Genomic DNA, 25,441 nt, shown 5'->3' with positions numbered 1-25,441 from the left:
AGGACTCACGCGGGGAAGCGGCGGCTGACCAGCCGCCAGGAGAACTCCAGGGCGGCTGCCGCGACCGCCGCGATCGCGACGGCCGTCCACGGCATGGACGCCCCCACCAGCTTCAGCGCGAAGAAGTCCTGGAGCCACGGCACCACCAGCACGACGAGGAAGCAGAGCCCCATCGTCGCGACCAGGGCGACCCGCCACCAGGTGTAGGGGCGGGCGATGATCACCAGGACCCACATCGAGACCAGGAACAGGGTGAGCGTCGCCGCGCTCGTCTCGGCGTCCAGCGCGTCCTGTCCGGAGTACGCGTGCCGGGCCACCAGGTACGTGGTGAAGGTGGCCGCCGCGGCGATGGTCCCGGACGGGATCGCGTACCGCATGACGCGGCGTACGAAGTTGGGCCGGGCCCGCTCCTTGTTGGGCGCGAGCGCCAGGAAGAACGCGGGGACACCGATCGTCAGCGTGGAGAGCAGTGTGAGGTGGCGGGGCAGGAACGGGTACTCCACCTGGAAGCAGACCACCAGGATCGCCAGCAGCACCGAGTAGACGGTCTTGGTCAGGAACAGGGTGGCGACCCGGGTGATGTTGCCGATGACCCGGCGGCCCTCGGCCACCACGGACGGCAGGGTCGCGAAGCTGTTGTTGAGCAGCACGATCTGGGCCACGGCGCGGGTCGCCTCGGAGCCCGAGCCCATGGAGACCCCGATGTCGGCGTCCTTCAGCGCGAGGACGTCGTTGACGCCGTCACCCGTCATCGCGACCGTGTGGCCGCGCGACTGGAGGGCCGCGACCATGTCCCGCTTCTGCTGCGGGGTGACCCGGCCGAAGACCGCGTTCTGCTCGATGGCGGTGGCCATCTCGTCCCGATCGGCGGGCAGCCGGCGGGCGTCCAGGGTGTGCTCGGCGCCCGGGAGGCCCAGCTTCTTCGCGACCGCGCCGACGGACACGGCGTTGTCGCCGGAGATGACCTTCGCCGCGACGTTCTGGTCGGCGAAGTAGGCGAGGGTCTCCCCGGCGTCGGGGCGCAGCCGCTGCTCCAGGACGACCAGCGCGGTGGGGACGGCGCCGGCGGCGGCGTCGGGTGCGTCCAGCTCGCCGGGCACCCGGGCCAGGAGCAGGACGCGCAGGCCCTGCTCGTTGAGGTGCCCGGTCTCGGTGAGCGCGGGGTCGTCGGCGGGGAGCAGCACGTCGGGGGCGCCGAGGAGCCAGGCGGAGGCGTCCCCGTTGCCCTCGGCGAACGAGGCGCCGCTGTACTTGCGGGCCGAGGAGAACGGCATCGCCTGGGTGACCTTCCAGCCCTCGCCGTCCGGGTACGCGTCGATGATCGCCTGGAGGCTGGCGTTGGGCCGCGGATCGGAGGCGCCGAGGGCGCCGAGGACGCGGTGGACGTATCCCTCGTCGGAGCCGTTCAGGGGCCGTACCCCGGTGACGTCCATGCCGCCCTCGGTGAGGGTGCCGGTCTTGTCGAGGCAGACGATGTCGACGCGGGCCAGCCCCTCGATGGCGGGGAGCTCCTGCACGAGGCACTGCTTGCGGCCGAGACGGATGACGCCGATGGCGAAGGCCACCGATGTGAGCAGGACGAGGCCTTCGGGGATCATCGGGACGATGCCGCCGACGGTCCGGGCGACGGAGTCCTTGAAGTTGTTGTCCTTGACGACGAGCTGGCTGATGATCAGCCCGATCGCGGTCGGCACCATCATCCAGGTCACGTACTTGAGGATGGTGCTGATGCCGCTGCGGAGTTCGGACTGGACGAGGGTGAAGCGGGACGCCTCCTCGGCGAGCTGCGCGGCGTACGCCTCGCGGCCGACCTTGGTGGCGGTGAAGGCCCCGCCGCCCGCGACGACGAAGCTGCCGGACATCACGGGGTCGCCGGGGCGCTTGACGACGGGGTCGGCCTCGCCGGTCAGGAGCGACTCGTCGATCTCCAGGCTGTCGGCCTCGGCGACCACGCCGTCCACGACGGCCTTGTCCCCGGGGCCCAGCTCGACCAGGTCGCCGAGGACGATCTCGGAGACGGAGACCTCGGCGGCGACCCCGTCCCGCCGCACCGTGGGTTTCGCCTCGCCGATGACGGCGAGGCTGTCCAGGGTCTTCTTGGCGCGCCATTCCTGGACGATGCCGATACCGGTGTTGGCGACGATCACGAAGCCGAAGAGGCTGTCCTGGATCGGCGCGACGAGCAGCATGATCACCCAGAGGACGCCGATGATCAGGTTGAACCGGGTGAGGACGTTGGCCCGGACGATCTCGGTGACGGAGCGGGACGAGCGCACCGGCACGTCGTTGACCTCGCCGCGCGCGACCCGTTCGGCGACCTCGGCGGTGTTCAGTCCGCCGGGGCGCAGAGGCTGTACGAGGCCGGGTTCCGGCTGCTCCCCGGAGGGTTCGAGTGCCCGCTGAGTCATGGTTCCGACCGTACGGGCGGAAGGACCGATTCACCCGCCGGAGGCGCGAAGATCCGACCGGGGTACGAGGCGGATGGTCCCGTGGTCGTACGTCGGCGCGGAGCGCCGGGGTGCGTCAGTGCTGAACGCCGCTGTCCGGGGCGTCCCGGTCGGCCGGCGAGGAAGCCTCCGCCGCGGCCCGCTTGATCGCGGCGTCCCGTCCCCGTACGTACCAGATGCCGATGAGCCCGAGGCCGGCCCCGGCGAGGCAGGTCCACACCCACCAGGTGCTGCCGTGGTCGTCGAACCACCCGTAGAAGGGGAGCTGAACGAGGAAGAGGACGAACCAGAGGATCGTGCCCCCGGTGACGGTGGCGACGACGGGCCCCTCAAGGGGTTCGGGTGCCTCGTGCTTCGGTGTCCACTTCGCCATGGCCACAGTCTAGGGCCCTTCCGATCGCACCCGGTCGGAGCGGTCGGTCGGGCAGTCGGCCCAAGGGTCTACGCGCGGAGATAGCGATATTCCGTTTATGTATTCATACTGAATCTGCTTACGGGTGTCTCGAATTATTCGTGTGAACATCCAAGGCTGACTGGTTTCACCCCCCTGGTTCCACCCCTGGTTCCACCCCTGGTTCTCATCCCCCGATGCACGACTGAAGGTCATACATGTCCCCCTCGGCCACCGCTCAGGTCGACCCCGAGCAGCCTCCGGCTCCGCAGCAGCCGCACGGCGGCCTGGACCGCTATTTCAAGATCTCCGAGCGGGGGTCGTCGGTCGCGCGCGAGATCCGTGGCGGATTCGCCACCTTCTTCGCGATGGCGTACATCATCGTGCTCAACCCGATCATCCTCGGCAGCGCGAAGGACATGTACGGGCACCAGCTCGACGGTGGCCAGCTCGTCACCGCCACCGTGCTCACCGCCGCGTTCTCCACGCTCCTGATGGGCGTCATCGGCAATGTGCCGATCGCGCTCGCGGCCGGTCTCGGTGTCAACACCGTCGTCGCCCTCCAGCTCGCCCCCCGGATGAGCTGGGCGGACGCGATGGGCATGGTCGTCCTCGCGGGCATCGTCGTGATGCTGCTCGTCGCGACCGGTCTGCGCGAACGCGTGATGAACGCCGTGCCGAAGTCGCTCCGCAAGGGCATCGCGATCGGCATCGGCCTGTTCATCCTGCTGATCGGCCTGGTCGACTCGGGCTTCGTCTCCCGCATCCCCGACGCCGCGCACACCACCGTGCCGCTCCAGCTCGGCAACGACGGCCACCTCAACGGCTGGCCGGTCCTGGTCTTCATCCTCGGCACGCTGCTGACCCTCGCGCTGATCGTCCGCAAGGTGCCGGGCGCGATCCTGATCTCCATCGTCGCCATGACCCTCGTCGCGCTGTTCATCGACGCCGTGGCCGGCCTGCCGGCCGGTGCCTGGGGGCTGACCGTCCCGGAGTGGCCGGGCAATCCGGTGGCCTCCCCGGACTTCGGGCTGATCGGGCAGGTCAGCCTGTTCGGCGGCTTCGAGAAGGTCGGCTACCTGACCGGCATCCTCTTCGTCTTCACCGTGCTCCTGTCCTGCTTCTTCGACGCGATGGGCACCATCCTCGGCGTCGGCGACGAGGCGAAGCTGATGGACAAGGACGGCCACTTCCCGGGCATCAACAAGGTGCTGTTCATCGACGGCGTCGCCGTCGCCGCGGGCGGTGTGAGCTCCTCCTCCGCGTCGACCTGCTTCGTGGAGTCCACGGCGGGCGTCGGTGAAGGAGCCCGCACCGGACTCGCGAGCGTGGTGAGCGGTCTGCTCTTCACGGTGGCGCTGTTCCTCACGCCCCTGGCGACGATGGTTCCCTCGCAGGCCGCCACCCCGGCACTGGTCGCGGTCGGGTTCCTGATCCTCGCGGGCTCGGTCCGGGACATCGACTGGAACGACTACACGCTCGCGATCCCGGCCTTCCTCGCGATGCTGATGATGCCGCTCACCTACTCGATCACCAACGGCATCGGCATCGGCTTCATCACGTTCTGCGTGCTGCGCCTGGTGGCCGGCCGCGGCCGCGAGGTCCCGGTGGCCATGTACGCGGTGTCGGCGGTCTTCGTCTTCTACTACGCGATGCCGGCGCTCGGCCTCACGTAGCCCCCGGCGGGAGCGACCACCCCTACGGGGCGGATCTCCGTCATGTGACCCGGTCGGCCGGGTCCGCGTGACGGGGGTCCGCCCCGTAGAACTTTTGCGTCTCGTCGACGGCCGCGTTGAAGCGCTCGTCGAAATCGTTGCGGATGAGCGTCTGGACCACGTAGTCCTGGACGCTCATTCCGCGTCTGGCGGCGTGCTGGCGGAGCCGGTCGAGCAGCTCACCGTCTATGCGCAGGCTGAGCACTGTCGATCCCATGCCAAGCAGGGTCGCGGCACGTGTGGCCTTTTCGAGGTGCTTTCCGCCCCATACTCACTCGTTTGGGTGATCAATTTCTCGCGCGCGTACCACCGAGTGGTCTTTAGTGTAGCTAATGAGTTAGGCTAATAAACATGCCTGACCTGATCCACGACGGCGACAGTGCCGCCGCCGTGAGCTCCATTCGCTCCGCCGTGATGCTGCTGGGCCGGCGCCTCAAGCACCAGCGTGTCGACGAGTCGCTGAGCCCCACCGAGATGTCGGTGCTCGGCACTCTTGCCCGTTGCGGTTCGGCCACCCCCGGTGAGCTGGCCCGCAAGGAGCACGTGCAGCCGCCGTCGATGACCCGCATCGTCGCCCTGCTGGAAGCGAAGGGACTGGTCAGACTGGAACCGCACCCCGATGACCGTCGGCAGAAGATGGTCAGCCGGACCGAGCAGGCGGAAGCCATGCTCGCGGAGAGCCGCTCCAAGCGGAACGCCTGGCTGGCCAACCTCGCCGAGGGCCTGGACGAGGACGAGTGGGAGAAGCTGCGGGCCGCCGCGCCCGTGCTGGAGAAGCTCGCCCACCTCTGACCCCGATCGGGCGCGCAGGCCGGCAGTCCCGCGCGCCCGCTGTCACGTCCCCGTCAGTCCGTACGTCGTACACGCCGAGGAGGCGAACCCTTTTGAGTACGGGATCCGGAGCAGACTCCGCCCCCGCACCGACTTCCACCCACGAGAGCAAGACCGGCGGGACCTTCTCGTCGCTGAAGATCCGTAACTACCGCCTGTTCGCCACGGGCGCCGTGATCTCCAACACCGGTACCTGGATGTCCCGCATCACGCAGGACTGGCTCGTCCTGAGCCTCACCGGGTCCGCCGCCGCCGTCGGTATCACCACGGCCCTCCAGTTCCTTCCGATGCTGCTCTTCGGCCTGTACGGCGGCGTCATCGCCGACCGGCTCCCGAAGCGGCGTCTGCTGCTCATCAGCCAGGCCGCGCTCGGGCTGTGCGGTATCGCACTCGCCGTGCTGACCCTCTCCGGCGTCGTCCAGGTCTGGCACGTCTACCTGATCGCGTTCCTGCTCGGCATGGTGACCGTCGTCGACAACCCGGCGCGCCAGTCGTTCGTCTCCGAGATGGTGGGCCCCGCGCAGCTGCGCAACGCGGTCAGCCTGAACTCGGCGAACTTCCAGTCCGCCCGGCTGATCGGCCCCGCCGTCGCCGGTGTCCTGATCACCACGGTCGGCAGCGGCTGGGCCTTCATGTTCAACGGACTGTCGTTCCTCGCCCCGCTCATCGGCCTCCTGATGATGCGGACGAGCGAGATGCACGCGTCGGTGACCGTGAAGCGTGCCAAGGGCCAGCTGCGCGAAGGCCTGCGCTACGTCTCGGGCCGCCCCGACCTGATCTGGCCCATCGTCCTGGTCGGCTTCGTCGGCACGTTCGGATTCAACTTCCCGATCTTCCTGACCGCCTTCGCGGACGAGATCTTCCACGGCGGTGCCGGGATGTACTCGTTCTTCAACATCCTGATGGCGGCCGGCTCCCTGGCCGGAGCGCTGCTCGCCGCCCGCCGCCGCTCCTCGCGGCTGCGGATGCTGGTCGCCGCGGGCACGGCGTTCGGCCTGCTGGAGATCGCGGCGGCGCTCTCGCCGTCCGTCTGGCTGTTCGCCCTGCTGCTGGTCCCGATCGGCATGATCGGTCTGACGACCAACATCATCGCCAACACCAGCGTCCAGATGGCTGCCGACCCGGAGATGCGGGGCCGGGTGATGAGCCTCTACATGATGGTCTTCGCCGGGGGTACGCCGGTGGGCGCCCCGATCGTCGGCTGGATCAGCGACGTCCACGGTGTCAGGACCGGTATGGCGGCCGGCGGGGCACTCTCGATGACGGCCGCGATCGGCGTCGGCATCATGCTGGCCCGCGTCGGCGGCCTGCGCCTGAAGGTCGACCTGCGCCCGGGACACCCGCATGTGCGGTTCGTCCCCCGCGAGCAGTTGGCCACGGCGGCCTGAGCCGTCCCGGACACGCCGTCCTCCCCCGCCGGGGAGGGCGGCGTTCTCGTCGGTCCCGGTACCCGGGACACCCCGTGGCGCTGGGACACTCACCGCATGAGCAGCCAGAGACTCTTCGCCGCCGTCCTGCCGCCCGCCCCCGCCGTGCGGGAACTGGCCACCGCGGTCGCCGCGCTGCACGCCCTGCCAGGCGCCGTGAATCTGCGCTGGACGGCTGTGGAGGGCTGGCACTACACCCTGGCCTTCCTCGGCAACGTGGACGAGGAGCTGCTGCCGGAGCTGTACATCCGGCTGGAGCGTGCCGCGCACCGGACCGAGCCCTTCCCGCTGCGCGTCCACGGCGGCGGCAGGTTCGACGGGCGGGCCCTGTGGGCCGGGGCCGCGGGCGGGCTCGACACGCTGCGGCTGCTGGCCGAGCGGGCCGACGCCGCCGCCCGCCGGGCCGGGGTGTCGATGGAGGAGCACCGCCGCTACACCCCGCACCTCACCCTCGCCCGCAGCCGCGTCCAGGCCGACCTGACCCCGTTCGCCGCGGCGCTCGACGGCTTCGAGGGCGTCCACTGGGAGGCCGGTGAGCTCAGTCTCGTACGCAGCAACCTCCCCGTGGACGGGGTGGTGGGGGAGCAGCCCAGGTACGAGGTGGTGCAGGCCTGGCCGCTGGGGAGGTGAGCGGGCCGGTTACGCTCTTCGGGTGGACCCGAAGACCAGAAACCGCATCATGGCAGCCGTGCTCGTACTGATGTTCATCGTTGTCGCGGCGGCGGCCGCCCTCGGGGGCTGAGCCCGGCGAGGACGGCCGTACAGGAGCGACGCCGCGCCCCCTCAGGGTGTGGACGCACGGGTGTCAGCCCCTGCGCACTCCTTCCGCGAGCTCGCCGGCCAGCGACCGTACGGCGGCCAGACCGGCCGGCAGGTCCGGCGCGTCGAGCAGCAGCTTCACGAACGCCGAGCCGACGATCACACCGTCCGCGAAGCCCGCGACCTCCTTGGCCTGGACGGCGTCGGAGACGCCCAGACCGACGCAGACCGGCAGCTCGGTGGTGGCCCGGGTGCGGCGCACCAGCTCCTGGGCCTGCGCACCCACGGACGCCCGGGTGCCCGTGACGCCCATCAGCGAGGCGGCGTACACGAAGCCGGAACCGGCTTCGGTGATGGTCGCCAGGCGCTCGTCCTTGCTGCTGGGAGCCACGACGAAGACGGTCGCGAGACCGTGCTTCTCCGCGCACGCACGCCACAGTGCGGACTCCTGGACGGGCAGGTCGGGCAGGATGCAGCCCGCCCCGCCGGCCTCGGCCAGCTCCGCCGTGAAGCGCTCGACGCCGTACCGGTCGATCGGGTTCCAGTACGTCATGACGAGCACCGGGGCCCCTGTCGCCGCGTGCGCCTCGCGGACCGTACGCATCACGTCGGCGATCTTCACCCCGCCCCGCAGCGCGATGTCGTCGGCGGTCTGGATGACCGGGCCGTCGAGCACCGGGTCGCTGTGCGGCAGGCCGACCTCGACCACGTCCGCGCCGCCCGCGACGACGGCCTTGACGGCCTCGATACCGCCGTCGACGGTCGGGAACCCCGCCGGGAGGTAGGCGATGAGGGCTGCCCGGTCCTCGGACCTCGCCTTGGCGAGTGTGTCGCTCAGCAGCTGGATGCGTCCCGTGGTGGCGCAGGCCGTGCTCACTTGTTCTCCCCCTCGGAGTCGTACAGGCCGAAGTAGCGGGCGGCCGTGTCCATGTCCTTGTCGCCGCGGCCGGACAGGTTGACGACGATCAGGCCGTCCCTGCCCAGTTCCCTGCCCAGGTCGAGGGCGCCGGCCAGGGCGTGCGCGGACTCGATCGCCGGGATGATGCCCTCGGTGCGCGACAGCAGGAGCAGGGCCTGCATGGCCTGGTCGTCGGTGACCGCCCGGTACTCGCCGCGCCCGGTGTCCTTGAGGTACGCGTGCTCGGGGCCGATGCCCGGGTAGTCGAGGCCCGCCGAGATCGAGTAGGGCTCGGTGATCTGTCCCTCCTCGTCCTGGAGGACGTACGACCGCGAGCCGTGCAGGATTCCCGGCTCGCCCGCGGACAGGGTGGCCGCGTGCTCGCCGGTCTCGATGCCGTGCCCGGCCGGCTCGCAGCCGACCAGACGGACGCCCGCGTCCGGGATGAAGGCGTGGAAGAGTCCGATGGCGTTGGACCCGCCGCCCACGCAGGCCACAGCCGCGTCGGGCAGCCGGCCCGCGTGCTGCAGGATCTGACGGCGTGCCTCGACCCCTATGACCCTGTGGAAGTCGCGGACCATGGCGGGGAAGGGATGCGGGCCGGCGACCGTGCCGAAGAGGTAGTGCGTACGGTCCACATTGGCGACCCAGTCGCGGAACGCCTCGTTGATGGCGTCCTTCAGCGTCCGGCTGCCCGACTTCACGGCGATGACCTCGGCGCCGAGCATCCGCATCCGGGCCACGTTGAGCGCCTGGCGCTGCGTGTCGATCTCGCCCATGTAGATGGTGCATTCGAGGCCGAAGAGGGCACACGCGGTGGCGGTCGCAACACCGTGCTGGCCGGCGCCGGTCTCCGCGATCACGCGCGTCTTGCCCATGCGCTTGGTGAGGAGCGCCTGGCCCAGCACATTGTTGATCTTGTGCGAGCCGGTGTGGTTGAGGTCTTCCCGCTTGAGGAAGATCCTTGCCCCGCCCGCGTGTTCGGCGAACCGCGACACCTCGGTGAGTGGATTGGGCCGGCCCGTGTAGTTGACCAACAGGTCGTTCAGCTCGTCGGCGAACGCCGGGTCCGACCTGGCCTTGTCGTACTCGACGGCGACCTCGTCGACCGCGGCGACGAGCGCCTCGGGGATGAACTTGCCGCCGTACGCGCCGAAGTAGCCCTCGTCGCTGGGGACATGCCCCTTCGGGGCGGGAATGAACGAGGTGGCCGGCGTACCGGTCGTGGTCGTCATGACCTCTCCTGAGTGGTTCCGTGGGCGTGCGAGTTCTTCAGTTCCGCCACCGCCGCCGCCGGGTCGGCCGATCGCATCAGGGTCTCTCCCACCAGCACCGCGTCCGCCCCGTCGGCGCGCAGCCGCCGGGCGTCCGCCGGGTTTCGCACGCCGCTCTCCGCGACCAGCACCCGGTCCGCCGGTACCTGTGCCCGGAGCCTGCCGGTGAGGCCCAGGTCGATCCGGAAGTCCCGCAGATCACGGTGGTTGACCCCGATGTTGAGGGCGCCCAGCGCGAGCGCGGTGTGCGCCTCCGCCTCGCTGTGCACCTCCACCAGGATGTGCAGCCCCTGGCCCTGCGCGTACGTGTACAGCTCGGCCAGCCGCTGCTCGGAGAGGGCGGAGACCACGAGCAGGACGGCGTCCGCCCCGTACGCGCGGGCCTCGGCGATCTGGTACTCGTCGACGACGAAGTCCTTGCGCATGACGGGCAGGTCCACGGCCCCGCGTACCGTCGCGAGGTCCTCGGGGCGGCCGCCGAAGCCCTCGGTGTGCGCGAGGACGGAGAGCGCGCAGGCGCCGCCGGACTCGTAGCGCCGGGCCAGTTCGGCGGGCCGGTAGTCGTCGGTGAGCGGGCCCTTCAGCGGGCTGCGGGGCTTGAGCTCGGCGATGACGCCGAGACCCGGGGCCCGCAGGGCAGCCCCGAAGTCCCGTACGGCGGGGGCGGCCTGGGCCCTGCTCTCCACCTCGGCCAGGGGGCACTCGGCCCGGCGGGCCGCCGTCTGACGGTGCGCCGCCTCGATCAGCTCCCCGAGGAGGCCGGGCATGACGGTTCGGCTGGTCAACGTGGTGCTCCTTGTTCGCGTCGCGGTGTCATGCGGCGGCCTGGGCGACCGGCCGGGCGCCCGCCGCCACCCAGTTGTCCAGGACAGCGGCCGCGCGGCCGCTGTCGATGGCCTCGGCGGCCCGGGCGATGCCCGCCGACCAGTCCTCGCACCGGCCGGCCGCACGCAGCGCCGCGGCCGTGTTGAGCAGGACGATGTCCCGGCGCGGGCCGGGTTCGCCCGCCAGGATCCGGCGGACGGTCTCCGCGTTGGCAGCGGCGTCGCCACCCCGCAGGTCCGCCAGGGTGGCGGGGGCGAGGCCCAGGTCGGCGGGGTCGAGCCGGTAGGAGGTGGTGGTGCCGTCGGTCAGTTCCACCACGCGCGACGGCGAGCAGGTGCTCAGTTCGTCCAGGCCGTCGTCGGCGCAGAACACCAGGGCGCGCTCGGTGCCGAGCCGGTGCAGGACTTCGGCCATCACCTCGAGCAGGGACGGGTCGGACACCCCGAGGGTCTGGTAGCGGGCGCCGGCCGGGTTGCAGAGCGGTCCGAGCACGTTGAAGACGGTCCGTACGCCCAGTTCCCGGCGCGGCCCGGCCGCGTACCTGAAGGCGGGCTGGAAGACCGGCGCGAACAGGAAGGTGATGCCGACCTCCGCCAGACAGGCCGCGGCCTGTTCCGGGCCCAGGTCGATGCGTACGCCCAGTGCTTCGAGGACGTCGGCGCTGCCGCAGGCGGAGGAGGCACTGCGGTTTCCGTGCTTGGCGACCGGGACCCCGCAGGCCGCGGCGACGACGGCCGCGGTCGTCGAGATGTTGAAGGTGTCGTGGCCGTCGCCGCCGGTGCCGCAGGTGTCCAGGACCCGGCCGTCGCCGGTCAGCCGGGCGCCGAAGGCGCGGGCGGTGGCGACCAGTCCGACGATCTCCTCGATGTCGGCGCGCCGGGCGGACAGGGCCATGGCGAAGCCGGCGATCTGACCGGGAGTCGCTTCCCCGCCGAGTACGGCGGCCATGGCCCGGCCGGCCTGTTCACGGGTCAGCCGGCCGCCCTCGGCCAGCGTGCGCAGAGCAGTTTTCACCGGACCCCCTCAAGTGGGTGTGAGTGGAAGTGTTCGACGGACTCGACGAAGTTGACGACGATGCGCATGCCCTGCTCGGTGAGGACGGACTCGGGGTGGAACTGCACCCCGTACGTGGGATGGGTGCGATGGCGCAGACCCATGACCGTGCCGTCCTGGGCCCACGCGTTGGCGAGGAGCTCATCGGGCATGGTCACGGGGTCGACGGCGAGCGAGTGGTAGCGGGTCGCGGTGAACGGGTCGGGCAGTCCGGCGAGGACGCCGGTGCCGTCGTGCCGTACGCGTTCCGTCTTGCCGTGCACCGGGCCCACCCGGACCACCTCGGCGCCGAACGCCTCCGCCATGGACTGGTGGCCGAGGCAGACGCCGAGCAGGGGGAGCCGGCCGCTGAGGTCGCGGACGGCGGCGAGACTGATGCCGGCCTGGGCGGGGGTGCCGGGGCCGGGGGAGATCAGGACGGCGTCGTGGGCGGCGAGTTGCCCGGTGGTGACGCTGTCGTTGCGGTGGACGACGGGTTCGGCCCCGGCCTGTGCGAGGTACTGGACGAGGTTGTAGGTGAAGGAGTCGTAGTTGTCGACGACGGCGACGCGGACCGGGACACCGCTCTGTCGGCTCATGCGGACGCCTCCGCCCGTTCCACGGCGGCGAACAGGGCCTGCGCCTTGTTGAGGGTCTCGCGGTACTCGGCGGCCGGGTCGGAGTCGGCGACCACCCCGGCACCGGCCTGGACCCAGGCCTTCCCGTCGGCGATGACCAGGGTGCGCAGGGCGATCGCCGTGTCCAGGCTGCCGCCGGTGCCGATGAAGCCGAGGGCGCCGCCGTACACGCCGCGCCGCTCGTCCTCCAGCTCGGCGATGATCTCCATGGCGCGGATCTTGGGTGCCCCGGAGACGGTGCCCGCCGGGAAGGTGGAGCGCAGCGCGTCCAGCGGGGTGCGGCCTTCGGCGAGGTCTCCGCTGACGGTCGAGGACAGGTGCATGACGTGCGAGTAGCGCTCGACCTCCATCAGCCGGTCCACCCGTACGGTGCCGGGCGCGGCGACCCGGCCGATGTCGTTGCGGCCGAGGTCCACGAGCATGACGTGCTCGGCGCGTTCCTTCTCGTCGGCGAGGAGTTCGGCCTCGAGTGCGGCGTCGGTCGCGGCGTCGGTGCCGCGCCAGCGGGTGCCGGCCAGCGGGCGGGTCTGCGCCCGGCCGTCCTCGACCTTCACCAGCAGTTCCGGCGAGGCGCCGATGACGTGTCTGCCGCCGCCGAGGGCGAGGTGGAACATGTACGGCGACGGGTTGACGGCGCGCAGGTGGCGGTAGACGTCGAGGGGTTCGGCGGCGAGCGGCTTGCTGAACCGCTGGGAGAGCACGACCTGGAAGATGTCGCCGGCCCGTATGTACTCGCGGGCGGTGTCGACCATCCCGAGGAAGCGCTCCTCGCTGGTGTGGGCGTGCCAGGCGGAGCGGTCCTGCTGTTCGGCGGTACGGGCCGGTGCGAGCGGCCGCGTTCCGGCGCGGCCCGGACCCTGGTGGCGGTGCGGCTGGTCGCCGAAGAGGTGGTCGCGGGTGGCGGTGAGCCGGCCGACGGCGTCCTCGTACGTCTCGGCGGCGGTGTCGTGGAGCGTGGTGATCAGCAGCCGGCGCGTGGCGTGGTCGAACACGACCAGGTCGTCGGCCTGCAGGAACACCGATTCGGGCATGCCCGGACCGGGTCCGGGGGCCGTGGGGAGGCTCTCGAAGTGGCGGGCGCTCTCGTACCCGAGATAGCCGACGGCGCCGCCGTGGAAGGGCGGCAGCCCGGGGACGCGCGCGACGTCACGGTCGGCCAGCGGCCGCAGCGCGACGAGCGGGTCGCCGTCGCCGAGCGGGACGGGACGGGTGCGGTGCGCGATGTACGAGTAGCGGCCGACCGCGATGCTGTTGTCGGTCCCGATGACGCTCTCCAGCAGCAGGCCGGGCTCCTCCAGACCGGGGCCGCACAGCCGGGCGAACGCGGTGACCGGGGAGAGGGTGTCGGCGAGCAGCTCGATGTAGAGCGGGACGTAGGCGTGCCCGGCGGCCAGGACACGTGCGGCGTCAGGGTCGGGGACGACGCCCGCGACGACAGGGGCGGAGACGTCGACGGGAGCGGTCATGCGTCGGCCTCCGTCTCCGGGAGCGGGTCCGTCGTACGGTCCACGACGGCTTCGGCTCGGTCCAGGGCCTGCCCGCAGGCGCCCTCGTCCGGTCCTACGGCGACCAGCGCGGCCAGCCGCGGGATCGCCTGACGGGGCGGCAGCAGCAGCCGGTCGCCGGGCTCGGCGAGGACGGCGGTGTGCGCGATGCCGGGTACGGCGGCGGCCGCGGTGAGGTCGAGCGCGCGGGCGTGGCCGTCGGTGTCGGAGTAGACGAACCGGATCTCGGCGGTGAGATCGCGGGTCGGGGTGAGGTCGGGAAGGCGGCCGAAGGACAGCTCGGCGGCGGCCCTCACCAGGTCGATACCGGTGGCGAAGGAGCTGATGAAGGGGATGAGGTCGCCGCCGAGCCGGGCGTTGAGCTCGATGAGGCGCGGGCCGCGCGAGGTGAGGCGGACCTCGGCGTGGGTCACGCCCGTGGTGACGCCGAGTACCCGGTGGGCGCCGGTCACCAGCGCGCGCACCTCGTCCGTCCACGGTTCGTCGTACGAGGCGGCGACGAGGTGGCCGACCTCCTCGAAGTACGGCGTGAAGCCGAGCCGTTTGCGGGCGATGTGGACGATGTGGACGGCACCGTCGTGGACGGCGCTGTCGATGCTGATCTCGGGGCCGTCGAGGAACTCCTCGACGAGGATGCCGTGGCCGGTGGGGAGCGTGGCGAAGGCGGCGCCGTCAGCGAGCGCGAAGGCTTCCCGCACCTGGCTCTCGTCGTCGGCGCGGGTCACACCGATGCTGCCGGCCAGGGCGCGGGGCTTGAGGACGACGGGGTAGCCGAACTCGTCTGCGGCGGCGACGGCTTGGTCCGCGTCGGTCACGAGCCGGTGGCGGACGGCGCCGAGGCCGGCCTCGGACATCAACGAGCGGGTGGCGTACTTGTCGCGGCAGTGGCGGGCGGCCTCGGCGGACAACTGCGGCAGTCCGAGCTTGGCCGCGGCCTCGGCGGTGGCCTCGACCGCGGTCTCGTCCCAGGTCAGGACCGCGACGGAGGGGTTGCCTGGGCCGGCGAGGGAGAGGACGGCGTCGGCGATCGCGAGCGGATCGGACAGGTCGGCGACGATGTACGAATCCAGGTACTGACGCTGCCAGGTCGGCTCGGCGGACAGCACCGCGGAGAGGGTGTAGCGCGCCTGCAGGGACTGGAAGGAGTACTCGCGGTACGGGCGGCCGCCGCTGCCGACGACGACCAGGCGCTCGGCGGGGACAGACGCGGACTGCGGGGACGGTGCGGTCATGGCTGCTTCCTCTCAGACCTGCGCGGGGGCGGCGTCGGTGTCGGCGAGCAGCTTGGCCACCTCGTCGAGTACGCAGCCCAGTTCGACGGCGAGGCCGTCCGGGGCCCGGAACCCGTCGGGACCGGTCAGCTCCGCGATGCCGGGGACGGAGATGCTGCGCTCGGCGGCGCGGAAGCCGATGCGGGTGAGGATCGGGCGGATCGCCTCGACGGCGGGCACGCCGCCCGAGGGGCCGGCCGTGTAGCTGAGGAGGGCGACCGGCTTGTCCTGCCACTCCTGGTAGAGGAAGTCGATGGCGTTCTTCAGCGGCGCGGTGAAGGTGCCGTTGTACATCGGCATCACGAAGACGTAGGCGTCGCCGCGGGAGACCGTGGCGCTCCAGTCCTTGGTGTGCTGGTGGACGTACGCGGCCTCGGAGGGGTGCTCGGGCTCGTCGAAGAAGGGCAGTCCGACCTCGGCGAGGTCGACGGTCTCGATGTCGAAGCTGCCGTGCCGACGGGCTTCCTCGGCGGCCCAGGCGGCGACGGAGGGGCCGACGCGGCCGGGGCGGGTGCTGGCGACGATGAACTGCAGGCGGGGCATGGCGTGTTCTCCCTTGTGGACGGTCCGGTGTCACCGCGGATCGTCCGGAGGGGCGCAGGCCTCCTGAACTGCTAGTAGGTAAGCAGCAGGCCGAGCGGTGCGCAACCGTGCCGATCCCCGCCCCTGCCGTTTCGTCCGGGTCCGGCCCATTATGGTCGCCGGGACCCCCCTGGCGTATTCACGACAGCCGTAAACGCGCAGCCCGGGCGACGGCGCCGCCGGCCGACGGCGGTGCCACAGTGAAATCACGTCACCGCGGATCGATCCATTGCCTGAATCCCGCACCTTCCCGATCGTGCGGGTTCTGCTGCACACACGAGCTCATCGAATGCTTTCGATTCTTCGATCCTCGATCTTTCTCACGTTCCCGGAATTTCCCGGCTTTCCGGCGCCGCCGCGATCCGGCACGCCCAGATCCGGAAGAAAAGGAGACCGCCCATGGAGAATTCAGCCACCGTCCGCTACCTCACGGAATCAGCAAATCCGGACAGCGGACTACGCACCCTGACCTCGCGGACCACCGTCCCGGCGGAGTACGGCAAGGCCTACGGGCACGTCCTGCTGCCCCGCCCGATCTTCGTCTCCGAGCGGGAGATCGGCGCCTTCGCCGACGACCTCGCGGCGGTCTTCCGGATCCTCGTCTCCCTGCCGGGCCGCTGCTTCGACGGCGACCTGAACCGCTACGGCGCGGCCATCGGGCTGCCCGAGGAGCTGGTCGAGGTGATGAGCGAGGGCGCGACCGGCGACCCTCTGCTGTACGCCCGCGCCGACGCCTTCCACGACGGCACCGGCTTCCGGCTGCTGGAGCTCAACGTCGGCAGCGAGCTCGGCGGCGTCGACAGCGCCCAGCTCAACCGGGCCTTCCTCGAAGTCCCCGCCTTCCGCGCCTTCGCCGAGGCCGGCAACCTCGGCCACACCGACACCATGGACCACCTCGTGGCCGAGCTGCGTGCGGCGGCCGCCGGGGTGAAGGGCGCCGACCCGGTGAACCCGGTGGTGGCCCTGATCGAGGGCCCGGACGCGCTCGGCGACCACAACAGCGTCTTCCTCTCCATACAGGAGGACATGAGCCGGCACGGCATCGAGCTGCTGCTCGGCGAGATCCAGGAGCTGGCCGAGGAAGCGGACGGCAAGCTCGCCCTGCACGGCCGCCCCGTCGATGTCGTCCTGCGCTACTTCGCCGCAGGACAGATCGCCGGCGACCCGGTCGCCCGCGCCGCCCTGACGCGGCTCAACCGCGCCCACGAGGCCGGCCGCACCGCCCAGTTCACCCCGCTCGAAGGAGCCCTGTTCACCAGCAAGGCCGCGCTCGGCCTGCTGCACCTGCCGGCCGTCCGCGCCGCGCTGACCGACGCCGAGCGGGAGCTGGTCGACCGGGTGCTGCCGCGCACCTGGGTGCTCGGCACCGAAGGCTCCGACGACGCTCTCGCCCACGCCCGCGCGCACCGCGCCGAGCTCGTCCTCAAGCCGGGCATCGGGTACAGCGCCGACGGCGTGGTGATCGGCCGCGATGTCACCGACGCCCAGTGGGAGGAGGCCCTGGAGGCCACCGCCGTACGGGACTACGTCGCGCAGGAACTCGTCGTACCGGCCCTGGAGACGGTGGTCGATCCGGAGACCGGAAGCACCGGGGAATGGGTCGCGAACTGGGGGATTTTCGTCACCCCCCAGGGATTCGGTGGCGCATTCTGCCGCGCCCTGCAACCGCGGGACGGCGCCGTGATCACATACGCGAATCCCGGAACCCGCGGCACCTGTGTATTCACCTACCCGGAAGCCGAATTCGAGGAGTCCCGAATATGACCGACCGTCCGCACATTGTCGTGATCAACCGCTGGCGCGAGCGATACGCAGAATTTACGACCTATATCGACCACGCCGAGAACCGGGTCAGTTATGTGACCACCGAGGTCGGCACCGGCTCCGTACCGGCCCAGGCCCACGAGGTCGTGCTGGTTCCCGCCACCGACGACCTGGAGCGGGTCCGCACCGAGGTCCGTGCGCTCGCCACCCGGCACGGCGCGCCCGCCGCGATCGTCGCCCTCAAGGAGGACGACCTGCTGGTGGGCGCCGCACTCCGCGAGGAGTGGGACGTCCCGGGCCCCCGCCAGCCGTCACAGATCGTCTTCCGCGACAAGTACGTGATGTGCCGGGCCGTCGCGGACGCCGGCCTGGACGTACCGGACTTCGCCGCCGCCACCGACACCGCCGCGGTACTCGCCTTCGGCGCGGCCGCCGGCTGGCCGGTCATCGTCAAGCCGCGCACCGGCAGTTCCAGCGCCGGCGTGGTCCGGGTCGACGGCCCCGAGGACGTCACCGGCCTGGACCTGGACAGCGAACCGATGCTGGTGCAGGCGTTCGTGGAGGCCCCGATCTCCCATGTGGACGGCGTCTTCGACGGGCAGCGGCTGCTGGCCTGGCGGGCCTCCCGCTACCTCAACACCTGCCTGGGCTTTCGCGGCGGTACGTTCCTCGGCTCCGTCGAGATCGACGACCCCGAGGTCAACGCGGCCATCGACCGCGCCGCCACCGCCTACCTCGGCGCACTGTCCCCGGGCCGCGCCACCGTCTTCCACCTCGAACTGTTCCTCGACCGCGCCCCGGACGGGAGCACCGTCTGCCGCTTCCTGGAGTGCGGGGCCCGCGTCGGCGGCGCCGAGATCCCCTTCCTCTGGCGCGAGGTGCACGGCTACGACCTGATGCACGCCGCCTGGCAGCTCCAGCTGGACCGCCCGCTGCCGCCGGTTCCGACCGCCGCCGCCGCGCCCTACGCCGCCGACGAGGTGGCCGGCTGGATGCTCATGCCCGCCCCGGCCGAACGGCCCTGCCGGATCACCGAGTCCACCTCCATGACCGGCCGCGCCGAAGGCCCGTACGCCGAGGTCGTCCTGCACCCGGGCGAGGTACTGCCCGACGCGGACGCCTACTACGAGCACGTCGGCGGCCGCTTCCGCTTCCGGGCCGCCGACGGCGCCGCCACCGAGGCGGCCATCACCGCCACCGCCACGGACTTCCGGGTACGCGCCGAGCCGCTCGCCCTGTCCACCACGAACGCCTGACAGGAGCACCGTGTCCAAGGACTACTCGGTTCCCGTACTCGAAGGAGAAGGGGACAACGACTACACGCGCTACATGCGGACCGACACGCTGCTGTCGCTCCAGCGCCGCCCGGAGGACATGATCCACCGGGACGAGATGCTCTTCCAGGTCGTCCATCAGTCGACCGAGCTGTGGCTCAAGCTCGCCTGCTACGAGGTCGCGGAGGCGGGCCGGCAGATCGACGCGGGCCGGCCGGACACCGCGGCCCGGCTGCTCGCCCGCGCCTCGCTCGGCGTACGGATGACCGCCGACCAGCTGGAGATGATGCGGCACCTCGCCCCGTCGGACTTCCAGATCATCCGCACCGTCCTCGGGCACGGCTCGGGCTTCGAGTCCCCGGGCTGGAAGGCGGCCCGGACGGTCAGCCAGGACATCGACAAGTCCTTCCGCCGGCTCATGGAGGCGCGCGGCACCGACCTCGTGGAGGTCTACCGCAGCGGCCACGACACCCCCGAGTACCGGCTGGCCGAGGCGATGATCGACTGGGACGAGCGGATCTCGTTGTGGCGCACCCAGCACTACAAGATGGTCACCCGTGTCATCGGCCACTCCGTGGTCGGCACGAAGGGTGCGCCGAGCGACTTCCTGGCCACGCTGATCAGCCACAAGTTCTTCCCGCAACTGTGGGAACTGCGGACCGAGTTGACCCTGTCCGGTCCCATGGGGGACGACGAGCCGGCTCCCGAGTACGCCGCGGAGGCCGCGCCGCCCGTCTGCCCGATGACCGGAGGCGGCAGCGCGCCGCCCGCCGGGACGAGTACGGCATGAGCCGCGGCAGCGCGCCCACCGCGCCCGCCCAGACCGCCGCGCCCGCCCCGGCAACCGCGCCCGCTCCCGCCGCCCCCGACCGCCTCGTCGGGGACGTCACGGCTGCGGCCTTCCGCCGCGGCTTCCCGATGCTGGAGCGGACGGTCCACCTGGCCAGCTGCAGTCTCGGTGCCCGGTCCGACGCGGTCGACGAGGCACTGGAGCGGATGCAGGAGGCCATCACGGCCCACGGCGCCCCCTGGGCCCGGTTCGAGCAGGAGATCGAGGAGGCCCGGGAGCGCTTCGCGGACCTGATCGGCGCCGGTCCGGACCAGATCGCGATCCTGCCCAACGCCTCCGTCGGCGCCTACCAGGTGGTCTCCACGCTCTCCCTGGAGACCCGGGTCGACATCGTCACCACCGTCGAGGAGTTCCCGTCCGTCGCGCACGTCTGGCTCGCCCAGCGGCCGCGCGGCGCCCGGGTGATCTTCACGGGCGACCAGACCACCGGCCGCATCCGCACCTCCGACTACACGGCGGCCATGGGCGACAGCACCGCGCTGGTGTCGGTCCCGATGTCCACCTACCAGTTCGCCGAGCGGCCGCCGGTCTCGGAGATCGTCGAGGCCGGCCGGTCCGCCGGGGCGCTGACCTTCGTCGACGCCTACCAGGCGGTCGGTGTCATGGCCGTGGACGTCGCCGACATCGGCTGCGACTACCTCGTCGCGGGGACGATGAAGTACCTGGCCGGACTCCCTGGCCTGGCCTTCCTCTACGCCCGCGCCGGACTGACCAGCGATCAGGACCCGCAGCTCACCGGCTGGTTCGGGCGGGTGGAGCCGATGGCGTTCGACCCGCTGCGGCTGGACTTCCCGGCCATCGCAAGGCGCTTCGAGACCGGCACCCCGGCGGTGCCCGCCGTGTACGCCGCCAACGCCGCGCTCGGTCTGTTCCGGGGCGTCGACATGACCGACGTACGGCGCCACATCAGCGCCCTGACCGACCGCACCGCGCGCACCCTCGTCGCCCAGGGCGAACGGGTCCGCAAGGCCGAGAGGCCGGAACTGCAGGGCGCCCACCTCGGCCTGTACGACGCCGACCCGCGCGCCCTCGCCGGCTGGCTCGCGGGCCAGGGCATCGCCGTGAGCCCACGCGGACCCGTCGTGCGCCTGTCCTTCCACTACTACAACTCCACGGACGACGTGGAAGCCCTCTGCCAGGCCATGCGCGAGTTCCGCGCACTGACCGGCCCCGCCCTTTCCGTCCCACTCCCGAAAGTGAGACCAGCAGCGTGAAAGAGCTGACCGACTGGCTGACCGATCCCGTACCCAGCCGCTTCCCGTACCCCGCGGTGACCCACGAGTTCCACCGCGTCGGCAAGCACTTCGTGCCGGACGAGATCCTCAAGTCCCTGGCCCTGGCCAGGGAGCGGCTCGCCCCCGAGGCGCCCACGCGCGCCGACGCGGCGGACCGCCTGCTGCTCGACCGTTTCCTGGACACCGCACTGGACAAGTGGGACGGCCGGTACGACTACCCCTCGTACACCTCCCTCAGCGTGCTCGGCCTGCCGACCGCCGACGACGGGCCGGCAGCCGCCGAGGCCGCCCGGGTCACCCGGGACCGGCTGACCGTCCAGCTCCTGGCCGACCTCCTGCGGTTCGAGCTGGCCGCCGCCGAGGGGCGCACCGAGTGGCTCCCGGAGATGCGGCCCGACGCCCGGATGGTGGAGAAGCGCTGCCGGCTCGCCGTCCGGGTGGCCAGGCCCGCGCTCGCCAGGCTCGGGTACGGCGATCGCCTCACCGCCGCCGAACCGGCTCAGCAGGCCGCCCAGCTGTGGGAGTTGACCGACGGCGAGCTGCTGGACCCGCACGAGCGCCAGGTGCTGAAGCTCAGCATGCTGCCGGTCTACATATCGCACGACGAGCACATGTTCATCCGCGTGCTGCAGACCTTCGAGACCACCTTCGCGCTGCTGGCCCTGAGCATCCGTACAGCCATCGGCGACCTGGACGACGCCCGGCCCAGCTCGCTTCCTTCCGCGACCGGGCACCTCGCGGTCGCCGAGACCGTCCTCGCCGAGTCGGCACCGCTGTTCTCGCTGCTGGCCACCATGCAGGTCGAATCCTTCCGCGTCTTCCGGGACTTCACCGACGGCGCGAGCGCCATCCAGTCCCGCAACTACAAGCTCGTCGAGTCTCTGTGCCGGGTGCCCGACAAGGACCGGCTGGACTCTCCCGCCTACCGCTCCACCCCCGAGGTGCACGAGCGGGTCCTGGCCGGTCAGCCCACCCTCGACGAGGCCTGCGGCGCCGCCCTGGCCGACACCCGCTTCACCGCCGCCGACCGCGAGCGGCTGACCGCCTCGATGCTCGGGTTCGCCGGCTCCCTGCGCCGCTGGCGCCAGACGCACTACCGGATCGCCGTCCGGATGCTCGGCACCCGCTCCGGCACCGGCGCGACCGAAGGCACCCCGTACCTCAGCTCGGTACGGAAGATCCCGGTCTTCCGCAGCGTCAACGAGGCCCCCGACACGGACACGGGCGCCCGTACCGAAGTCCTCACCGGCACCGCACCCCGCACAGAGAGCGAAGAGACAGCATGAGCAGCGACCTGATCCCCGTAGGCATCGTCGGTGCCGGTCCCGTCGGCATGACCCTGGCCGCCCGCCTCGCCTCCTTCGGCATCCCGAGCGTCCTCTTCGAGCGCGACCCCGAGTTGCGCAGACAGGGCTCCAAGGCGTGCCTCATCCAGGGCGACGTGCTGGAGACACTCGACAAGTTCGGCTGCGCCGAGACCATCGGCGCCGAGGGCGTCACCTGGACCACGGCCCGCACCTACGTGCGCGGCAAGGAGATCCGCGCGGCCGAGTACACCCGCCGGATCGGCTACGGCCCGTTCGTGAACATCTCCCAGTACCGCATCGAGCAGCTCCTGCTGGAGAAGGTCGAGGCCGACCCGCTCTGCGAGGTCCGCTGGGCCCACGAGATCACCGGGGTCGAGCAGGACGGCGACACCGTCACCGTCTCCGCCGACACCCCCGACGGCCCGCGCGACTACCGCTGCCAGTACGTGATCGCCTGCGACGGCGTCCGCAGCCCCGTGCGCGCGTTCACCGGCGTCGAGTGGACCGGCTACAGCCACCGGGACCGCTTCCTGATCACCGACCTGAAGGTGAAGCTGCCGCTCGCCAAGGAGCGCCACTTCCACTACGACCCGCCCTTCAACCCGGGCCGCCAGCTGGTCATGCACCCGCAGCCCAACGACATCTGGCGCATCGACTGGCAGCTCGCCCCCGAGACCGACATCGAGGCCGAGCGCGCGGACGGCCGCTTCGACCGGCGGGTGCGCGCCGTCATCGGCGATGTCGACTACGAGATCGACTGGCTGTCCACCTACCGATTCCACCAGCGCGTGGTCGAGAAGTTCCGCATCGGCCGGATCTTCTTCGCCGGCGACTCCGCCCACTCCCTGCCGCCGTACGGCTCCCGGGGCATGAACAGCGGTATCCAGGACGCCGACAACCTCGCCTGGAAGCTGGCCCTGGTCATGCAGGGCAAGGCCGGGGACGCCCTCCTCGACACCTACCACGACGAGCGCTACGCGGCCGCCAAGGAGAACCTCGCCGTCACCGAGGCGACCATCAAGTTCATGGTGCCGCCGAACCTGGTGCGCCGGCTCGCGCGCAAGGTACTGCTGTCCCTCTCCCAGCCGTTCCAGGGAGCCCGCGACAAGGTCAACAGCGGCAGGATGGCCGAACCGCACACGTACGTCGACTCACCCGTGATCCAGTCCGCCGAACTGCACCCGCTGCTGGGCTCCTTCGCCCCCGACGCGCGGATCACCGCCCCCGGCGCCGCCCGGATCCGCCAGCTGTACGGCACCGGGTTCACCGTCCTCCACTTCGCCCAGGACCGGGCCGCCGCCCGCGCCTTCGCCGAGCGTGCGCTCGCCGACACCCGCGGCCTCGACACCGACCTGGTCGTCGTCCTGCGCGAGGGCGAACTCGCCGTCCCGACCGCCGGCCCCGCCGATGGCCTGCCCGACGGCGTCACCGTGCTCCGCGACCGCGACAGCGTGCTGCGCGAGGCGTACCGGGCCCCCGAGGGCACCTGCCTGATCATCCGGCCGGACGGGCACATCGGCGCGGTGGCCGACACCACCCGGCCCGAGCTCTTCGCCGCCACACTCGCCCGCTGCGCCGAGGCCACCACGCCCGCCCGCGAGCCCGCCCGCGAGCGCGTCGCCGCGGCTGCCTGACCCCTCCCCCTCCCGTATCCCGCATCAGGAGTACGAAGTGACCACACCCCAACTCCCCACTCACGCCTGGCTCAACGGCGCCATCGTCGACTGGGACCAGTGCACCGTCCACGCCCGGTCCCAGGGCGCGTTCTGGGGCGCCAACGTCTTCGAGGGGCTGCGTGCCTACCGCCGCCCCGGTCGGAGCGGTCTCGCGGTCTTCCGCATCGACGAGCACCTGGCCCGGCTGCGCCGTTCGATGAAGAGCCTGCGGATGGAGATCCCGTACACCGACGACGAGCTCAAGGCCGGTGTACTCGACGTCCTCAAGGCCAACGCGTTCGACGAGGACGTACACATCTGCGTCGTCGCGTACTTCAACATGGGCCCGAACGCGGACCCGCTCAGCCACACCGACGACGCCGGCGTCCACATCACCTCCACCCGTGCCCCGCGCGGCCGGGGCTTCGAGGGCGGTCTGGCCGCCACCGTCTCCTCCTGGCGCCGCATCAGCGACGACTCCATGCCGCCGCGCATCAAGGCGGGCGCCAACTACCACAACAGCCGCCTCGCCCACCACGAGGCCATCCGCAACGGCTACGACACCACCCTCCTGCTCAACCAGCGCGGCAGCGTCTCCGAGGCCCCGGGTTCCTGCGTGGCGATGCTGCACGAGGGCAAGCTCGTCACCCCGCCCGGCACCAGCGGCGTCCTCGAAGGCATCACCGTCGCCACCGTCGGCGAGCTCGCCCGGAAGGAACTCGGCATCCCCATGGAGCGCCGTGAGATCGACCGCACCGAGCTCTACACCGCCGACGAGATCTTCGTCGCCGGCACCCTCGCCGAGGTCGCCCCCGTCACCAGCCTCGACCGCATACCGGTCGGCGACGGAACCCCGGGCGTGATGGTCCGCAAGCTCCAGGACCTCTACGACTCGGTGGTCCGGGGCGAGCACCCCGACTACCGGCACTGGTCCACCATCGTCCAGACCACCGGGGAGAAGTGACATGACCTCCGCCGTGGACACCCAGTCCTCCAGCCCGACCGCCCCCCTGCTGGCCGGCCTGCTCGACGGCTCCGTGGAAGTCGTCGACCTCACGTCGCCGCTCAACGAGGAGACCCCGTTGATCCAGCTCCCACCGGAGCGCGGTCAGCCGTGGGCCTTCGAACGAGAGGTGATCAGCCACTACGACGAGGCCGGACCCACCGTCTACTGGAACAACATCCGCCTCTCCGAGCACACCGGCACGCACTTCGACGCGCCCATCCACTGGGTCACCGGCAAGGACCTCGACGACGTCTCGCAGGTCCCGCCGCAGCGCCTGGTCGCCCCCGCGTGCGTACTGGACTTCTCCGCCGAGGCCACCGCCGATTCCGACTTCCTGCTACAGCGCCACCACGTCGAGGCATGGCAGGAGGAGCACGGCCCCCTCATCCCGGGCGGCTGGCTGCTCTACCGCACCGGCTGGGAGTCCCGGCAGGGCTCCCAGGACGACTTCCTCAACGGCCGGCACACACCCGGCATCTCCACCGAGTGCGCCCGATGGCTGGCCGAGGAGACCGGGATCATCGGCGTCGGCGTGGAGACCGTCGGCACCGATGCCGGCCAGGCCGGCGAGTTCGGTGACCAGCCGTACCCCTGCCACTGGTACTTCCACGGCGCGGACAAGTACGGCATCACCCAGCTGCGCAACCTGCACCGGCTCCCTCCCCGGGGCGCCGTGCTGATCACCGCGCCGCTGCCCATCGTCGGCGGTTCCGGCAGTCCGGCCCGGGTGCTCGCCCTCGTGTCCCGCTGATCCC

23 protein-coding genes are annotated in these 25,441 nt (G+C 71.3%); 12 read left to right on the top strand and 11 right to left on the bottom strand.

The genetic code is table 11. The features are described 5' to 3' along the window. Window positions 1-5 precede the first annotated feature (5 nt). Both ACFQ6X_RS11950 and ACFQ6X_RS11945 read right to left on the bottom strand, forming a co-directional pair. On the bottom strand, window positions 6-2,408 hold the full coding sequence (locus ACFQ6X_RS11950; protein ID WP_383179746.1) for an HAD-IC family P-type ATPase: 2,403 nt from the start codon (window positions 2,406-2,408) through the stop codon (window positions 6-8). Window positions 2,409-2,523: 115 nt separating this feature from the next. After that, window positions 2,524-2,820 carry a DUF2530 domain-containing protein gene (locus tag ACFQ6X_RS11945; protein WP_383179743.1) on the bottom strand — a complete coding sequence of 99 codons (297 nt, stop codon included), beginning with the start codon at window positions 2,818-2,820 and terminating at the stop codon, window positions 2,524-2,526. Between the two features lie 236 nt (window positions 2,821-3,056). Between ACFQ6X_RS11945 and ACFQ6X_RS11940 the strand changes: the two genes are divergently transcribed. Further along, window positions 3,057-4,514, top strand: coding sequence for an NCS2 family permease (locus tag ACFQ6X_RS11940; protein WP_383179740.1), 1,458 nt, complete (start codon window positions 3,057-3,059; stop codon window positions 4,512-4,514). 40 nt (window positions 4,515-4,554) lie between these two features. On the opposite strand, the gene ACFQ6X_RS11935 is transcribed toward ACFQ6X_RS11940, so the two are convergent. After that, window positions 4,555-4,770, bottom strand: a complete 216-nt coding sequence (locus ACFQ6X_RS11935; RefSeq protein WP_329208568.1) for a hypothetical protein — start codon at window positions 4,768-4,770, stop codon at window positions 4,555-4,557. Window positions 4,771-4,904: 134 nt separating this feature from the next. On the opposite strand from ACFQ6X_RS11935, the gene ACFQ6X_RS11930 reads away from it, so the two are divergent. The 3 genes from ACFQ6X_RS11930 to thpR all read left to right on the top strand — a co-directional run bounded on the left by ACFQ6X_RS11930 (window position 4,905) and on the right by thpR (window position 7,441). Further along, window positions 4,905-5,345: a MarR family winged helix-turn-helix transcriptional regulator gene (locus tag ACFQ6X_RS11930; RefSeq protein ID WP_383179737.1), complete on the top strand. Its 441-nt coding sequence runs from the start codon at window positions 4,905-4,907 to the stop codon at window positions 5,343-5,345. A 92-nt stretch (window positions 5,346-5,437) separates the two neighbouring features. Further along, window positions 5,438-6,772: an MFS transporter gene (locus ACFQ6X_RS11925; protein WP_383179734.1), complete on the top strand. Its 1,335-nt coding sequence runs from the start codon at window positions 5,438-5,440 to the stop codon at window positions 6,770-6,772. Window positions 6,773-6,868: 96 nt separating this feature from the next. Further along, entirely contained in the window at window positions 6,869-7,441 is a 573-nt protein-coding gene (gene thpR / locus ACFQ6X_RS11920; protein ID WP_383179731.1) for an RNA 2',3'-cyclic phosphodiesterase, read from the top strand. 175 nt (window positions 7,442-7,616) lie between these two features. On the opposite strand, the gene trpA is transcribed toward thpR, so the two are convergent. Genes trpA through ACFQ6X_RS11880 form a run of 8 tightly spaced genes read right to left on the bottom strand, consistent with a single transcriptional unit; the run spans window position 7,617 to window position 15,556 of the window. Beyond that, on the bottom strand, window positions 7,617-8,447 hold the full coding sequence (gene trpA / locus ACFQ6X_RS11915; RefSeq protein WP_383179728.1) for a tryptophan synthase subunit alpha: 831 nt from the start codon (window positions 8,445-8,447) through the stop codon (window positions 7,617-7,619). Next, window positions 8,444-9,703 carry a tryptophan synthase subunit beta gene (gene trpB / locus ACFQ6X_RS11910; protein ID WP_383179725.1) on the bottom strand — a complete coding sequence of 420 codons (1,260 nt, stop codon included), beginning with the start codon at window positions 9,701-9,703 and terminating at the stop codon, window positions 8,444-8,446. The genes trpA and trpB overlap by 4 nt, the downstream gene beginning before the upstream one ends. After that, window positions 9,700-10,527, bottom strand: a complete 828-nt coding sequence (gene trpC, locus ACFQ6X_RS11905) for an indole-3-glycerol phosphate synthase TrpC (protein WP_383179723.1) — start codon at window positions 10,525-10,527, stop codon at window positions 9,700-9,702. Before trpC ends, trpB begins: the two co-directional genes overlap by 4 nt. Window positions 10,528-10,555: 28 nt before the next feature. Beyond that, window positions 10,556-11,581 carry an anthranilate phosphoribosyltransferase gene (gene trpD, locus ACFQ6X_RS11900; protein ID WP_383179720.1) on the bottom strand — a complete coding sequence of 342 codons (1,026 nt, stop codon included), beginning with the start codon at window positions 11,579-11,581 and terminating at the stop codon, window positions 10,556-10,558. After that, complete coding sequence (locus tag ACFQ6X_RS11895; RefSeq protein ID WP_383179717.1) at window positions 11,578-12,198, bottom strand: anthranilate synthase component II; 621 nt, start codon at window positions 12,196-12,198, stop codon at window positions 11,578-11,580. The genes trpD and ACFQ6X_RS11895 overlap by 4 nt, the downstream gene beginning before the upstream one ends. After that, entirely contained in the window at window positions 12,195-13,703 is a 1,509-nt protein-coding gene (locus tag ACFQ6X_RS11890; RefSeq protein ID WP_383179714.1) for an anthranilate synthase component I family protein, read from the bottom strand. Before ACFQ6X_RS11890 ends, ACFQ6X_RS11895 begins: the two co-directional genes overlap by 4 nt. Next, window positions 13,700-14,974 carry an ATP-grasp domain-containing protein gene (locus ACFQ6X_RS11885; RefSeq protein WP_383179711.1) on the bottom strand — a complete coding sequence of 425 codons (1,275 nt, stop codon included), beginning with the start codon at window positions 14,972-14,974 and terminating at the stop codon, window positions 13,700-13,702. The genes ACFQ6X_RS11890 and ACFQ6X_RS11885 overlap by 4 nt, the downstream gene beginning before the upstream one ends. Window positions 14,975-14,986: 12 nt before the next feature. Next, on the bottom strand, window positions 14,987-15,556 hold the full coding sequence (locus tag ACFQ6X_RS11880) for an NADPH-dependent FMN reductase (protein WP_383179708.1): 570 nt from the start codon (window positions 15,554-15,556) through the stop codon (window positions 14,987-14,989). Window positions 15,557-15,994: 438 nt separating this feature from the next. Here ACFQ6X_RS11880 and ACFQ6X_RS11875 point away from each other — a divergent pair, with 438 nt between their 5' ends. Genes ACFQ6X_RS11875 through ACFQ6X_RS11840 form a run of 8 tightly spaced genes read left to right on the top strand, consistent with a single transcriptional unit; the run spans window position 15,995 to window position 25,437 of the window. After that, window positions 15,995-17,359 carry a hypothetical protein gene (locus ACFQ6X_RS11875; protein ID WP_383179705.1) on the top strand — a complete coding sequence of 455 codons (1,365 nt, stop codon included), beginning with the start codon at window positions 15,995-15,997 and terminating at the stop codon, window positions 17,357-17,359. Further along, complete coding sequence (locus tag ACFQ6X_RS11870; RefSeq protein WP_383179703.1) at window positions 17,356-18,615, top strand: acetyl-CoA carboxylase biotin carboxylase subunit family protein; 1,260 nt, start codon at window positions 17,356-17,358, stop codon at window positions 18,613-18,615. Before ACFQ6X_RS11875 ends, ACFQ6X_RS11870 begins: the two co-directional genes overlap by 4 nt. 10 nt (window positions 18,616-18,625) lie before the next feature. Further along, complete coding sequence (locus ACFQ6X_RS11865; protein ID WP_383179700.1) at window positions 18,626-19,423, top strand: tryptophan 2,3-dioxygenase family protein; 798 nt, start codon at window positions 18,626-18,628, stop codon at window positions 19,421-19,423. Next, window positions 19,420-20,697 (top strand): aminotransferase class V-fold PLP-dependent enzyme, encoded by a 1,278-nt coding sequence (locus ACFQ6X_RS11860; RefSeq protein ID WP_383179697.1) that lies wholly within the window; start codon window positions 19,420-19,422, stop codon window positions 20,695-20,697. Before ACFQ6X_RS11865 ends, ACFQ6X_RS11860 begins: the two co-directional genes overlap by 4 nt. Beyond that, a complete protein-coding gene (locus ACFQ6X_RS11855) occupies window positions 20,694-22,004 on the top strand; it encodes a tryptophan 2,3-dioxygenase (protein WP_383179694.1) in 1,311 nt (436 codons plus the stop codon). Before ACFQ6X_RS11860 ends, ACFQ6X_RS11855 begins: the two co-directional genes overlap by 4 nt. Beyond that, a complete protein-coding gene (locus ACFQ6X_RS11850; protein ID WP_383179691.1) occupies window positions 22,001-23,659 on the top strand; it encodes an FAD-dependent monooxygenase in 1,659 nt (552 codons plus the stop codon). Before ACFQ6X_RS11855 ends, ACFQ6X_RS11850 begins: the two co-directional genes overlap by 4 nt. A 37-nt stretch (window positions 23,660-23,696) precedes the next feature. Beyond that, a complete protein-coding gene (ilvE, locus tag ACFQ6X_RS11845) occupies window positions 23,697-24,644 on the top strand; it encodes a branched-chain-amino-acid transaminase (RefSeq protein ID WP_383179688.1) in 948 nt (315 codons plus the stop codon). Window position 24,645: 1 nt separating this feature from the next. Further along, complete coding sequence (locus tag ACFQ6X_RS11840) at window positions 24,646-25,437, top strand: cyclase family protein (protein ID WP_383179685.1); 792 nt, start codon at window positions 24,646-24,648, stop codon at window positions 25,435-25,437. Window positions 25,438-25,441: the final 4 nt, after the last annotated feature.

Source organism: Streptomyces sp. NPDC056452 (assembly GCF_042796085.1).
In the GTDB taxonomy this organism is placed as follows: Bacteria; Actinomycetota; Actinomycetes; order Streptomycetales; family Streptomycetaceae; genus Streptomyces.
Note: the sequence above shows the minus strand (reverse complement) of the source record. Positions and strands in the feature narration are given on the sequence as shown.